The sequence below is a fragment of the Actinomadura sp. NPDC048021 genome, from assembly GCF_040653135.1.
Classification (GTDB): domain Bacteria; phylum Actinomycetota; class Actinomycetes; order Streptosporangiales; family Streptosporangiaceae; genus Spirillospora; species Spirillospora verrucosospora.
The window spans coordinates 105548-119158 of record NZ_JBEZJQ010000013.1; the positions used below are offsets into that span (position 1 = coordinate 105548).

The following is a 13611-nucleotide window of genomic DNA, read 5'->3' on the forward strand; positions in this document are numbered from 1 at the left end:
TTGACCACCGCCTACAAGGTGCTCGCCGCGCGCAGGGCGAGGAAGAAGTCGACTCGGTCTTCAAGTCTGCCGAGGTCCCGGCCGGTGAGGTCCTCGATTCGCCGGATTCGGTACCGAAGCGTGTTCACATGGACGTGCAGCCGCGTCGCGGTGCGGCTCCAGGAGCCCGAGCAGGACAGGAAGACCTCCAGCGTGTGCACGAGATCGGCCTGCCTGGTGCTGTCGTACTCCTCCAGGGGGCCGAGCATCCGCGCGCGGAAGGACGAGCGCGTCCGCTCCGGGACGGACGCCAGCAGCCACGCGTAGGAGTCCAGGGCGGTCGCCCCGGCGGAGTCTCGCATTCGCACCAGGGCAGGCTATAGGCGGCACATCACCCCCGTCACGCTGCGAAGGCCGCGAATCACGTCCCGCCGCCCTCTCTTCACGCGGCCCCCTGGCCTCACCCGGGCCTCGGACGGCTACCCTGTGCACGCCGTTTCCGAACACCATGCTGCTGAAAGCGGAGCGCCCGTCATGTCCAAGACCCAGGCCGAAGCGGCCGACGATTCACCACCGGCGAGCGGGCGCGGGCCGCTGGAGCGGCTGTTCGAACTCACCGCGCGCGGCACCACCGTCCCGCGCGAGCTGCGCGGCGGCGTGACCACGTTCTTCGCGATGGCCTACATCATCCTGCTGAACCCGCTCATCCTCGGCGGGGCGAAGGACGTCAACGACGCGACCCTGTCGATCCCGCAGCTGACCACGATGACGGCGCTGTCCGCCGCCGTCACCACCGTGATCATGGGCCTGGTCGGGAACGCGCCGCTGGCGCTCGCCGCGGGCCTCGGCATCAACGCGGTCGTGGCCTTCCAGGCGGCGCCGGTGATGACCTGGCCGCAGGCGATGGGCCTCGTGGTGATCGAGGGCGTGGTCATCGTGCTGCTGGCGCTCACCGGGGTGCGCGAGCGGATCATGAACTCGATCCCGCTGGCGCTCAAGCACGCGATCGCGGTCGGGATCGGCGCGTTCATCGCGCTGGTCGGCCTCTACGACGCCGGGTTCGTCACCTCCAGCGCCACGAGCCCGCCGCTGTCCCTCGGCACCGGCGGCCGGCTGGAGACGTGGCCGGCGCTGGTCTTCGCGGGGACCCTGGTGCTGATGATCATCCTGTACGTGCGGCGGGTGCCGGGCGCGATCCTGATCAGCATCGTCGCCGGGACGGTCGGGGCCGTGGTCATCCAGGAGAACGCCTCCGTCAGGAAGGGCGGCTGGGGCGTGGTCACCCCGAACATGCCCGAGAAGCTGTTCGCCGCCCCCGACTTCGGTCTGTTCGGGCAGATCTCCCTGTTCGGCGGGTTCGCCCGGGCGGGAGTGATCACCGCGCTGGTCGTGCTGTTCACGCTGGTGCTGTCGGGGTTCTTCGACGCGATGGGGACGATCCTCGGCATCAGCGACGAGGCGGGCCTGGTGAGCGAGAAGGGCGAGGTGCCGCGGCTCGGCCGGATCCTGTCGGTGGACGGGCTGTCCGCCGCGTTCGGCGGGCTCACCAGCTCGTCGGCGAACACGGTGTTCGTCGAGTCGGCGGCGGGCGTCGGCGAAGGCGCCCGGACCGGCCTGGCCAACATCGCCACGGGCGCGCTGTTCGCGGTGACGCTGTTCCTCACCCCGCTGGCGGCGACCGTCCCCGCGCAGGCCGCGGCGCCCGCCCTGGTCGTGGTCGGCGCGCTGATGATGACGCAGGTCGCCAAGGTCGACTGGAACGACCTGGAGATCACGATCCCGGCGTTCCTCACCATCGTGCTGATGCCCTTCACCTTCTCGATCACCACCGGCCTCGGGATGGGCATCGTCGCCTACGTGGTCATCAAGGCCACGCGCGGGAAGCTGCGCGAGATCTCCCCCGCCCTCTGGATCGTCGCCGCCCTGTTCGTGGTCTTCTTCGCCATCCATCCCATCGAGGAGTGGCTCGGCGTCGGCTGATCCCGCGCGACCGCCCGCGCGCCGGGGACTCCGGGGAAACACGGACGCAGGGTGACCACTCCGCGACGGAACTCGCCCGTTTGTAGGTCTCGGAGGCGGTTGCAGGTGTCAAATAGTGCCGGCATGGCGTAAGCAGAAGGTAGGGCCTTACCCCCCGGCGTGAAAGGCGTGGCTGTGGTGTCCGCGGACTCTCCCTCCCACCCGTCCCCGCCAGGTCACGTCCTGCTGGCGCCTGACAGGTTCCCGGGAGCGCTGACCGCGGCGCGGGCGGCGCGGCATCTCGCCGCCGGGCTCCGCCGCGCGCGTCCCGGCGTCGCGCTGGTGGAGCTGCCCGTGGCCGACGGCGGCGACGGCACCGTCGAGGCCGCGGTGGCGGCCGGATGGCGGCGCGTCGAGGTCGAGGTGTGCGGGCCGACCGGCCGGCCGGTGACGGCGCGGCTGGCGCTGAACGGCGCCAGCGCGGTGGTCGAGCTGGCGGAGGCGTCCGGGCTGCGGCGGCTGCCCGGCGGCCGCCCGCGCCCGCTCACCGCCTCCAGCCTCGGCACGGGGCAGCTGCTCGCGCACGCCGTCCGGCTCGGCGCGCGGCGGATCGTCCTCGGCCTCGGCGGCGGCGCGTGCACCGACGGCGGCGCGGGCCTCGTCCAGGGGCTCGGGGGGCGGCTGCTGGACGCGCTCGGCAAGGACCTGCCGCCCGGCGGAGCGGCGCTGCGCTCGCTGCACGCCCTCGACCTGCGCGGCCTACCCGACATGTCGGGCATCGAGGTGGTGGTGGCGGGCGACTCCGCCGGGCCGCTGCTCGGCCGCACCGGCGCCGCCGCGGTGGACGGGCCGCGCCGCGGCGCGAACCGCGACGAGGTGCGGCTGCTGGACGCGGGCCTGCGCCGGTGGGCCGACCTGGCCGAAGCGGCGGCCCGCAAGGCGGCCCGCGACCTGCCCGGCGCCGGGACGGCGGGCGGCGTCGGGTTCGCCGCGCTCACCTTCCTCGGCGCGACGATCGAGCCCGGCCCGGCCCTGATGCTCGACCTGCTGGGCTTCGCGGAGAAGGCGCGCGGCGCGCGCCTGGTCGTCACCGGGGAGGGCGTCCTGGACACCCGGTCGCTGCGCGGCAGCGCCCCCGTCCACGTCGCCCGCGCCGCCGCCCGCGCGGGCGCGCCCGTCGTCGCGGTGGCGGGCCGCCGGGGCCTCACCGGCGAGCAGCTGCGCAAGGCGCGGATCCAGGCGGCCTACGCGCTGGCCGACATCGAGCCGGACGACGAGCGCCGCGTCCGCCGCGTGGGCCCGCTCCTGGAGCAGCTGACGGTCGCGATCGCCGACGAGTGGCTCCCCCGGGGCGCCCCGTAGCCCGGACCGATCCAACGGCCGCGCTCCCCCATCTTCCTTTACACAGTGTCGTCGAAAGGCCCGATGCCTTGACATGGTGCACATAGCCGGGCATCGCCGCCGCCCCGCACGCTGGAGGCGTACATCCTGGTCAGCGTTGACGGAGGAGCTCCCGGTGAAGATCGGTGTACCGCGAGAGGTCAAGAACCACGAGTACCGGGTGGCGATCACCCCGGCGGGGGCGCACGAGCTCACCCGGCACGGCCACGAGGTGTTCGTGGAGCGGGGCGCCGGGACCGGCTCGGCGATCCCCGACGACGACTTCGCCGCCGCGGGCGCCAAGATCCTCGACGGCCCGGACGAGGTCTGGGCCGAGGGCGAGCTGATCCTCAAGGTGAAGGAGCCGATCGCGCCCGAGTACCACCGGATGCGCGAGGGCCAGATCCTGTTCACCTACCTGCACCTGGCCGCGTCCCGCGAGTGCACCGACGCGCTCCTGGCGGCCGGCGTCACCGCGATCGCCTACGAGACGGTCCAGCTCCCGGACCGCTCCCTGCCGCTGCTCGCCCCCATGTCCGAGGTCGCCGGACGCCTCGCCCCGCAGGTCGGCGCCTACAACCTGATGTCGTTCAACGGGGGGCGCGGCGTCCTGCCCGGCGGCGTGCCCGGCGTGGCGCCCGCCAAGGTCGTCGTCATCGGCGGCGGCGTGTCCGGCCTCAACGCCGCGCAGATCGCCGTCGGCATGGGCGCGGACGTCACCGTCCTGGACGTCGACGTGGACCGGCTGCGCGAGATCGACGCCGTCTACCAGGGCCGCCTGCGGACGCTGGTGTCCAGCGCGTACACGGTCGAGCAGCAGGCCCTCGCCGCCGACCTCGTCATCGGCGCCGTGCTCATCCCGGGCGCGCGGGCGCCCAAGCTGATCTCCAACGAGCTCGTGGCCCGGATGAAGAGCGGCTCGGTGCTGGTGGACATCGCCATCGACCAGGGCGGCTGCTTCGAGGACTCCCGTCCCACCACGCACGCCGACCCCACCTACCGGGTGCACGGCTCGACGTTCTACTGCGTCGCCAACATGCCCGGTTCCGTCCCCAACACCTCCACCTACGCCCTGACCGGCGTGACGCTCCCCTACGCCGTCCAGATCGCCGACCTGGGCTGGCGGCAGGCCCTGCGCGCCGACGCCGCCCTCGCCCGCGGCCTCAACGTCCACGCCGGCACGCTGGTCTACGACCACGTCGCCGAGGCCCACGGCCTGCCCTGCACCCCTCTCACCTCGATCCTCGACTGACGCCCTCCCCCGTCCTCTCACCGTTCCGGGGGGTTCTTCGAAGGCGGCCCGCCGGGTAGACAGGCGGGCATGGGTGAACTGATCTTGGTGCGGCACGGCGAGACCGAGTGGAGCCGGGCGCGGCGGCACACGGGGCGGACGGACCTGCCGCTGACCCCCCGGGGCGAGGAGCAGGCCCGCGCGCTGCGCGGCGCGCTGGCGGGGCGGACCTTCGCGCGGACGCTGGTCAGCCCGGCGGAGCGGGCGCGGCGGACCGCCGAGCTCGCCGGGATGCGGACGGACGAGATCGACCCCGACCTGTGGGAGTGGGACTACGGCGGCTACGAGGGCGTCAGCACCCGGGCGATCCGCGAGGAGCGGCCGGGCTGGTTCCTGTGGGACGACGGCGTGGTCCCGGGCGACGCCGATCACCCGGGCGAGACCGTCGAGCAGGTCGGCGCGCGGGCGGACGCGGTCCTCGCGCGGGCGCGGCCGCTGCTGGCCGGGGGCGACGTCGCGCTGGTCGCGCACGGCCACGTCCTGCGGGTGCTGACGGCACGGTGGCTGGGCCTGGAGCCCGCGCGGGGGCGGCTGTTCGCGCTCGACACCGGCACCGTGTCGGCCCTCGGCTCCGAGCACGACCGGCCGGTCGTCAGCGCGTGGAACGTGCCCGCACCCTGAGGCCTCCCACCGCATAAGGTACCTGTTGGGGGATGTCCCCCAGGGGTACCCAGGGCGAGCGCCCCCGACGGATTGCGAGGACGGAGATGGCGACCAGCGAGACCCCCACCCGCGGGTACACCGCCACGAAGGACCAGTTGCAGACGCGGCTCGCCCGCATCGAGGGCCAGGTGCGCGGCATCGACCGGATGGTCGAGGAGGACCGCTACTGCATCGACATCCTCACCCAGATCAGCGCCGTCCAGGCGGCGCTGGACAAGGTGGCGCTCGGCCTGCTGGACGGGCACGTCCGGCACTGCGTGGCCGAGGGCGCCGAGGAGGGCAAGGGCGAGGCGATGTCGACCGAGCTGATGGCGGCCGTCGGGCGGCTCATGCGCCGCGGCTGAGGCGCCCGCCCGGGCGGCCGCCCTCGGGGTCCCGCTCCCGCGGGTCCTCCGGCTCCGCGCGCTCCATGGTCTCGACGAGCACGCGCCAGCCGTGCAGGAACGGCGCCCGCTCCTCGGGTGCGAGCGTCTCCAGCGCGACCCGCAGCGGCCGCAGCCGCCGCCAGGCGAACCGCTCGGTCGCCTCGCGGTGCCGCTCGCTCAGGCTGATGATCATCCGCCGGCGGTCCCGCTCGTCCGGGCGCCGCTCGACGAAGCCGCCCCGCTCCAGTTCCCCGACCAGCTGGCTGACCGTGGCCGGGCTCAGCGCCATGTGCCCGGCGAGCACGCCGACGGGGACCGGGCCGTGCAGCACCAGCTGCATCAGCGCCGGGACGTGCCGGGGGCCGAGCCCCGCCGCCCGCACCTCGCCGATGAGCTCCTCGGCGTCCTCGCGGCCGCCCTTCAGACCGCGGACGAGCCGGCCCAGGAGCTGGATCATCGTCTCCAGGTCGGCGTCGACCGACGCGTCGGCACCGAACCCTTCCTCGGACATACCTTGAAGTTCAACACATTTCGTGATGCACTGCAAAATATTGAACTTCAAGGCGTTTCGCGCCTTGACCGGCGGGGGCACGGGGCAACTGTCGGAGCCGCGGTGGGACTCGACGCGAGGGGGCCGCACCATGACCGAAAGCCCGGCAGCGAAGGTGGCGCCCCCCGGCGGCGCCGGCGGCGGCGAACGGCTCGACCGGCAGACGATCGTCCTCGGCCTGGTCATCGTGTCGGGCACCCTCATGGCGATCCTCGACACCACGATCGTCAACGTCGCGCTGGAGACGCTCGGCCGCGACTTCGACACCGGCCTGTCGACGATCCAGTGGGTCATCACCGGCTACATGCTGGCGATGGGCACCGTCATCCCGCTCACCGGCTGGGCCGTCGACCGGTTCGGCGGGCGCCGCGTGTGGATGACCTCCATCGTGCTCTTCGTCCTCGGGTCGGCCCTGTCGGGCGCGGCCTGGAACATCGAGTCGCTGATCGTCTTCCGGGTCGTGCAGGGGCTCGGCGGCGGCATGCTCATGCCGACCGGCATGGCCATCCTGACGATGGCGGCCGGGCCGCGCCGGATGGGCCGCATCATGAGCATCGTCGGCGTCCCGATGCTGCTCGGGCCCGTGCTCGGCCCCGTCATCGGCGGGTGGCTGGTCCAGGACGTCGACTGGCGCTGGATCTTCTTCGTGAACCTGCCCGTCGGCGCGCTCGCCTTCGCGCTCGCGTGGTGGAAGGTGCCGCACGGCCGGGGGGAGCACGCGGCGCCCGGGATCGACCTGCGCGGGCTGCTCCTGCTGCCGCCCGGGTTCGTCCTGCTCATCTACGGCCTGTCCACCGCGAGCAGCGGCGGCGGCTTCGGCCGCCCGGCCACGATCGCCTGGCTGGCCGGCGGCGTGGCCCTGGTCGCCCTGTTCGCGCTGCACAGCCTCCAGCGCCGCGAGCGCGCGCTGATCGACGTGCGGCTGTTCGCCGACCGGACGTTCGCGACCGCGGCCGCCGCGGTGTTCTTCGTCGGCATCGCGCTGATGGGATCGATGCTGCTGATCCCGCTGTACTACCAGATCGCCCGCGGCGAGGGGGCGCTCGCGGCGGGCCTGCTGCTCGCCCCCCAGGGCCTCGGCGCCGCGACCGCGATGCCGCTCGCCGGGGTGGTCACCGACAAGCTCGGCGCCGGGCGGATCGTCCCGGTCGGCATCGTCGTCCTGGTGCTCGGCACCATCCCGTTCGCGACGGTCGGCGCGGACACCCCCTACTGGCTGCTCGGCGGCGCCCTCTACGTGCGGGGCCTCGGGCTCGGCTGCACGATGATGCCCACGATGTCGGCGGCGCTGACGACGCTGGGCCGGGCGGTCGTCCCGCGCGCCAGCAGCACGCTGAACATCATCGTCCAGCTCGGCGGGTCGGTCGGCACGGCGCTGCTCGCCGTCGTCCTGTCCCGGCAGATCAGCGACCGCATCCCGCAGGCGGCCGGCGGCGGGGGCGGCGCCACCAGCGGCATGGGGCAGATCCCCGAGCGGGTCCGCGAGCAGTTCGCGCCCAAGCTGGCCGACGCGTTCGCGCACACGTTCTGGGTCGCGCTCGTCCTCACCGCCGTGCTGATCGTGCCCGCGCTGCTCCTCCCCAGGCACGGCGCCCGCGACCACGACTCCGTCCCGGACGCTCCCCCGATGGGGTGATTCAGGAGGCGATCGACCAGGTGGCGAGGCCTGTCTCGTGCTCGCGCGTAAGGCGCCGGGCCCGCCGCGCGTCCGGCGAGTACCGGAACCGCTCCGGGACGACCTGCGTGGTCCGGTAGAGGCCCTTCAGCGTCACGGTCGCGGCCAGGTCGGAGGTCGGCAGCCCGGGCAGCCCGTACATGCGGCGGGCCCAGCGCGGCAGCGTCGACACGACCAGCACGCCGAGGCCGGGCGCGGCGAGCTTGAGCGGCAGCAGCGGCCGCGGCACGGCGGGGCTGAACATGCGGCGCAGCCCCTCGCGCGCCTCCCGGCACGCGAAGATCTGCCGCCGCATGCCCTCGTAGTAGTCGCGCATGTCCGCGACGGTGGCCGGCACGTCCGCCGGGTCGAGGCCGACGACCGCGGCCGCGCGGCGCTGCTCGTCCACGAACGCGTCGGCGTCGCGGGCGGTCAGCGGCACCCCGGCGCGGCGGGCCACGTCCAGGTAGGAGTCGACCTCGCCCATGTGGACCCACAGCAGGTTCTCGGGGTCGTCGACCGGGAACGTCTCGCCGGTGCGCATGTCGAGGCCGGTCAGCTTGGAGTGCAGCAGGCGGACGCGGCGGCCCACCCGCTCGACCTCCTCGTGCGTGCCGTAGGTGCGGACGCGGACGAACTCGACCGTCCGGACGAGCCGCGCCCACGCCGCGGCGGGGTCCATGAGCTCGGAGTTCTGCGCGGTGCCCCACATCGTGCGCGGATGCAGGGCCTGGAGCAGCAACGCCCGGATCCCGCCGACGATCAGCACGGGCTCGCCCATGACATGCCAGGTCACCGACCCCGGCCCGAACAGGCCGTGGTCCGGCCTCTCCTCGCTGGCCTCGCGCATCCCGACCGCCTTCCGCCGCCGCGGCCGGGCGCGCCGCCGGGCCGCGTAATCGAAGGCTTACCCTGCCATGACGGCCGTCACACGATCAATCCCGGTCGTCCTCCGCGATCGCCTCGTCCTGCTCCCCGGGCTCGGTCTGCTCGGTGATCCAGGCGAGGTAGTCCATGCTGCCCGCCACCACCGGCGTCGCGATGATCTCCGGGGTGTCGTAGGAGTGCCCCTCGGTGATCAGGGAGGCCAGCTCGTCGAACCGGTCGGCGGAGGTCTTGAACAGCACCATCCACTCCTCGGCCGACTCGATCTCCCCCTCCCACCAGTAGGTGCTGGCGATCGGCCCCACCAGCTGCGCGCAGGCCGCGAGCCGCTCGGCGACCGCCGAGCGTGCCAGCTCGGCCGCCTCCGCGCGGGAGTCGGTCGTGGTCGTCACCTGCACGTATGAGTCCGCCATGGCACGACTCCTTCCCGCTCGCCGGGTGGGCACGCCCCCGGGTAGGCAAGTGTCAACGGGCCGGACGGACGACGAGCGCGCTGCCGCCGCCCCGCCGTGTCGGCTCGGCGACCGCCTGGACGAGCCCGGGCCGCAGGAACTCCAGCCCGGTCGCGGCGCCGATCACACCCCGCGGCGGACCGGGGAACAACTCCAGCCGGTGCCCGCGGGCGGCGAGGTCGCGGCCGTACCGGTCGATGAACGCCTGCTCGGCGAAGACCTGCGGGGTGTTGCGCTGCGTGGCCCGCGGCGCTGCGAGCGCGGCGGGCAGGTCCATGCCGAGGTCGATGCGGTTCACCAGGATCTGCAGCACGGTGGTGATGATCGTCGAACCGCCGGGCGTGCCGACGGCGAGCCGCGGGCGCCCGTCCACGAGCACCAGGGTCGGCGCCATGCTGCTGCGCGGCCGCTTGTGCGGGCCGGGCAGGTTCGGGTCGGGAGCCTGGCCGGGCGCCGGCGGCTGGAAGGAGAAGTCGGTCAGCTCGTTGTTCAGCAGGAACCCGCGCCCCGGCACGGTGATGCCGCTGCCCCCGAACTGCTCGATCGACAGCGTGTAGGACACGACGTTCCCCCACTTGTCGGCGACGACGAGGTGGGTGGTCTGCGGGCCCTCGAACGCCAGCGCCCTGGTCTGGGTGCCCGGCGGGACGCACGGCTCGTAGCGGCCGTCGGGCGAGCCGGGGGCGACCGGCGCGGCCGCCGCCTGGTCCGGCCTGATCTGGCAGGCGCGCTCGCGGGCGAACCCGGAGGACAGCAGCTCCTCCAGCGGCACGTCCACCTTGTCGGCGTCGCCGACGTAGCGGCCGCGGTCGGCGTAGGCGAGCTTGGACGCCTCCAGGTAGTAGTGCAGGGCCGTGACGGGGTCGCGCGGGTCGAGCCGGAAGTTGCCGAGGATGTTGAGCGCCTCGCCGACCGTGGAGCCCCCGGACGACGACGGCGGCATGCCGTACACGTCCGTCCCCCGGTAGGGGACATGGGTGGGCTTGCGCGGCACCGCCCGGTAGGCGTCGAGGTCGCCGCGCTCCATCAGGCCGGGGCGGACCTCGCGGGTCGCCTTCGGGTCCACCGGCGGCCGGGCGACCGTCCTGACGATCTCCTTGCCGAGCCCGCCCTCGTAGAACCAGCCGGTGCCGCGCCTCGCCAGCTCCCGGTAGGTGCCGGCGAGGTCGGGGTTGCGGAACACCGAGCCGACCTCGGGCACCTTCCCGCCGGGCAGGAACAGCTCGCGGGTCGGGACGATGTCGCGGAAGCGCGCCTCGTTCACCGCGGTCTGGTCGTGGAACTCCTGGTCGACGACGAAGCCGCGGTCCGCGACCCTGATCGCCGGGCGCAGCAGGGCGCCGAGGTCGCGGCTGCCGAACCGGCGCAGGGCGAGTTCCCACTGGGCGAGCGTGCCGGGCACGCCGACGCTCAGGCCGCTGGTGACGGCCTGGTCGAACGGCAGCGGCTTGCCCGTCGCGGGGTCGAGGAAGGAGTCCTGGCGCATCCGCCGCGGCGCGAACTCGCGGCCGTCGAGCGCGTACACGCGGCGCGTCCTGGCGTCGTAGTACGTGATGAAGCCGCCGCCGCCGATGGCCGACACGTACGGCTCGGTGACCCCGAGCGTCGCGGCGGACGCGACCGCCGCGTCCATCGCGTTGCCGCCTCGCTTGAGGACCTCCAGCGCCGTCCGGCTGGCCTCCGGGTCGACGGTGGAGACCGCGCCGCCGAATCCGGTCGCGACCGCCTGCTTGGCCGGCGGGGCCGGCGCGGGCCTCGGGACGGGCGCGGCGCCCGCCGCGGCGGGGACGATAAGGGACGCGGCGGTCGCCAGGGCGGCCACGGCGGCCGTGCGGCGGCGGATCCGCGATCGTCCCGGCGGCGCCGGCGGGCGGGGCGGGGACGTGTGCGAGGGCGACGGGGAGCGCAACACCGGACCTCCAGACGAACGCGGCGCCCCTACGGTGCCATCGATCTTCGGCCCGCGCCAGCGTCCGCACCGGCCGACCCCGGTCGCGCCCGGTCCCGGAGGGCCGCGCGCAACAAAGATCATTAAGCGCTTTCTCTATTGGAAATGGGGCGTATTCGCTCGGAACGCTCCACCAGAAAGGGATTCGGTCTCCCTGTGCCGAGCGTGAGTGATCCGCTGCGACACGTCGCCGACCTGCGGGGGTTGGCAGGATCCGACAACCGCCTGACCACACTAATCACCCACAAAACGTTGCTATTTTGCCCATACTTGGTGAATTCTTAGGGACTTCAGCAAGCCGTCACCTCGCGAACAGCGGCGCGGGTTCAGGCCTGGGGGATCACCTATGACCTTGGACATGCGCATGCGCAACAACATGTTCCGCCGGCTGCCGGTCGAGCAGGCGACCGGCCGGCTCTACGGCGGCCGGCACCGGCTCCGCGTGGTGTACCGGACCCGCGACCTCGTCGTGCTCGGCCTCGGCGTCATGATCGGATCCGGCATCTTCAAGATCGCCGGCGAGCAGGCGTCCTCCACGGCGGGGCCCGGCGTGCTCGTGTCGTTCCTCATCGCGGGCGGGGTGTGCGTGCTGGCGGCGCTCGCCTTCGCCGAGCTCTCCTCGATCATCCCGGTCGCGGGCAGCGCGTACTCCTTCGCCTACGTCGCGTTCGGCGAGATCTGGGCGTGGGTCGTCGGCTGGGCCCTGATCATGGAGCTGCTGCTGGCCGCGTCGGTGCTCGCCCGGGTGTGGTCCCTCTACGCGACGCAGGCGCTGCACGACTTCGGGGTGCCGATCCCGAGCGGGCTCGGCGACCTGATCGGCCAGCAGAAGGGGCCGGACGTGTTCGCGCTCGGCATCCTGCTGCTGGTCGTCCTGATGCTCGCCGGCGGCAGCCGGATGAGCCTGAAGACGCTGTGGTTCATGGTGCTGGCCAAGGTCATCGTGATCGGGCTCGTCATCGCGACCGCGCTGAAGTTCTTCCACCCCGGCAACCTCACCCCCTTCCTGCCGCCCTCGCAGCCCGCGCCCGCGGGCGACAAGACGGTGCTGGACGCCGTGCTCGGCGCCGTCGGCGGCGGCACCCCGCACGTGTTCGGGACCTGGGGCATGCTCGCGGCGGCGCCCGCGATCGCCTTCGCCTACATCGGGTTCGACCTGATCGCGACGGCCTCGGAGGAGACCGACGACGCGCCCCGCAAGGTCCCGCGCGGGATCATCACCGCCCTGGTCACCGCGATCGTGCTGTACGTGGCCGTGGCGTTCGCGCTGGTCGGCATGATGGGGATGGACGGCATCGCCAAGCTGAACCCCGACAAGCTGCTGCTCGCCGCGGCCTTCGACTCGGTCGGCGCGGGCGCGATGGGCAAGATCGTCGACGTGGGCGCGATGCTCGCGCTGACCACCGTGATCCTGGTGCTGATGATCAGCCTGACCCGGGTGGTGTTCTCCATCTCGCGCGACGGCCTGCTGCCGCGCCCCCTGGCCGCGATGAGCCGCTACAAGGTGCCGTCCCGCGCCACGCTCGTCGCCGGCGGCGCGGCGATCGTCATGTCGCAGACGGTCGACGTGCTCACGCTGGAGCAGCTCGTCGTGATCGGCACCCTGTTCGCGTTCCTGTTCGTCGCGGCGGCGGTGCTGGCGCTGCGCCGCTCCCGGCCCGACCTGCACCGCCCCTTCCGGATGCCGGCGGCGCCGCTGGTCGTCCTCGTGGCGATCGTCGCGGTGGGCTGGCTGATGCTGAACCTGAACGTCCAGACCTGGGGGTACTTCGCCGTCTGGATGGGCGTCGGGCTCGTCCTCTACCTGGTCTACGGGCGCCGCAAGAGCCAGATGAAGCTCCTCCTGGACGCGCCGCCCGAGCGCCCGCCCGCCGCGCGGCTGGCCCCGGCCCCGCCGCCCGGCATGGCGCCCCCGCCCGGCATGGCACCTCAGCCCGGCATCGCACCTCAGCCCGGCATGGCACCGTCTCCGCACATGGCGCCTCCGCCCGGCCCGCGGGACGTCCACTCCTCCCCCGGGCCCTACGGGACGGGGACCTGGCCCGCCGAACGGCGCCCCGGCGCGCCCGAGAGCCCCTACCCGACCGGCCGGTACTCGACGGGACGGCAGCCGGGCGGCCAGTTCGCCCGCGACCCCCGCCATCCCGGCGAGCGCGCCCCGGAGCGGTACCCCTCCGCCCGCTCCGACGATCCGTACACGCTCGATCCGTACACACTCGATCCGGGCACCTCGGACCCGTACGGGCCGCGGGGCGAAAGCGGTCAGAGCGGGGAGCACCAGGAGCCGCCGCACGGCGGCCGGCACCGCCGCTGAGGCCGCACCGCAGAACTTCTGTTTTGTGAAGTTCCGCCCAAACCCGGCCCGCTGAACGACGGGCCCGCCGAACGACTCAGGGCGCCGCCCCCTCCCCGGGGCGGCGCCCTCGTCTCGTCTCCGGAGGAAGGGACTGGACAGCGGGCCCGGTCCGGGTTATGTTCTTCTCAT

At 73.5% G+C, this 13611-nt stretch carries 11 protein-coding genes and 1 pseudogene; 7 read left to right on the top strand and 5 right to left on the bottom strand.

What is annotated here, in order from left to right:
• Positions 1–11: 11 nt before the first annotated feature.
• Positions 12–329 (bottom strand): annotated as a pseudogene (locus tag AB0C87_RS22505) (helix-turn-helix domain-containing protein); the annotation flags it as partial.
• 184 nt (positions 330–513) lie between these two features.
• Between AB0C87_RS22505 and AB0C87_RS22510 the strand changes: the two are divergent.
• The 5 genes from AB0C87_RS22510 to AB0C87_RS22530 all read left to right on the top strand — a co-directional run bounded on the left by AB0C87_RS22510 (position 514) and on the right by AB0C87_RS22530 (position 5616).
• Positions 514–1959, top strand: coding sequence for an NCS2 family permease (locus AB0C87_RS22510; protein ID WP_345174617.1), 1446 nt, complete (start codon positions 514–516; stop codon positions 1957–1959).
• A gap of 177 nt (positions 1960–2136) precedes the next feature.
• Complete coding sequence (locus tag AB0C87_RS22515; protein WP_360579311.1) at positions 2137–3300, top strand: glycerate kinase; 1164 nt, start codon at positions 2137–2139, stop codon at positions 3298–3300.
• Between the two features lie 154 nt (positions 3301–3454).
• Positions 3455–4570 (top strand): alanine dehydrogenase, encoded by a 1116-nt coding sequence (gene ald, locus AB0C87_RS22520; protein WP_345174612.1) that lies wholly within the window; start codon positions 3455–3457, stop codon positions 4568–4570.
• Between the two features lie 69 nt (positions 4571–4639).
• Complete coding sequence (locus tag AB0C87_RS22525) at positions 4640–5230, top strand: histidine phosphatase family protein (RefSeq protein ID WP_345174610.1); 591 nt, start codon at positions 4640–4642, stop codon at positions 5228–5230.
• Between the two features lie 86 nt (positions 5231–5316).
• Positions 5317–5616, top strand: coding sequence for a metal-sensitive transcriptional regulator (locus AB0C87_RS22530; protein ID WP_089312530.1), 300 nt, complete (start codon positions 5317–5319; stop codon positions 5614–5616).
• On the opposite strand, the gene AB0C87_RS22535 is transcribed toward AB0C87_RS22530, so the two are convergent.
• Positions 5600–6148, bottom strand: a complete 549-nt coding sequence (locus AB0C87_RS22535) for a MarR family transcriptional regulator (RefSeq protein WP_345174607.1) — start codon at positions 6146–6148, stop codon at positions 5600–5602. The genes AB0C87_RS22530 and AB0C87_RS22535 overlap by 17 nt on opposite strands.
• A 130-nt stretch (positions 6149–6278) precedes the next feature.
• Between AB0C87_RS22535 and AB0C87_RS22540 the strand changes: the two genes are divergently transcribed.
• Positions 6279–7823, top strand: a complete 1545-nt coding sequence (locus AB0C87_RS22540; RefSeq protein WP_353835703.1) for a DHA2 family efflux MFS transporter permease subunit — start codon at positions 6279–6281, stop codon at positions 7821–7823.
• Between the two features lies 1 nt (position 7824).
• Here the strand turns inward: AB0C87_RS22540 and AB0C87_RS22545 are convergent, their stop codons facing one another.
• The 3 genes from AB0C87_RS22545 to ggt form a co-directional block, all read right to left on the bottom strand.
• Positions 7825–8691, bottom strand: a complete 867-nt coding sequence (locus AB0C87_RS22545) for an oxygenase MpaB family protein (RefSeq protein WP_360579312.1) — start codon at positions 8689–8691, stop codon at positions 7825–7827.
• Positions 8692–8776: 85 nt separating this feature from the next.
• A complete protein-coding gene (gene cutA, locus AB0C87_RS22550) occupies positions 8777–9139 on the bottom strand; it encodes a divalent-cation tolerance protein CutA (protein ID WP_345174600.1) in 363 nt (120 codons plus the stop codon).
• 52 nt (positions 9140–9191) lie between these two features.
• A complete protein-coding gene (ggt, locus tag AB0C87_RS22555) occupies positions 9192–11090 on the bottom strand; it encodes a gamma-glutamyltransferase (RefSeq protein WP_360579314.1) in 1899 nt (632 codons plus the stop codon).
• Between the two features lie 382 nt (positions 11091–11472).
• Between ggt and AB0C87_RS22560 the strand changes: the two genes are divergently transcribed.
• Complete coding sequence (locus AB0C87_RS22560; protein WP_360579316.1) at positions 11473–13440, top strand: amino acid permease; 1968 nt, start codon at positions 11473–11475, stop codon at positions 13438–13440.
• Positions 13441–13611: the final 171 nt, after the last annotated feature.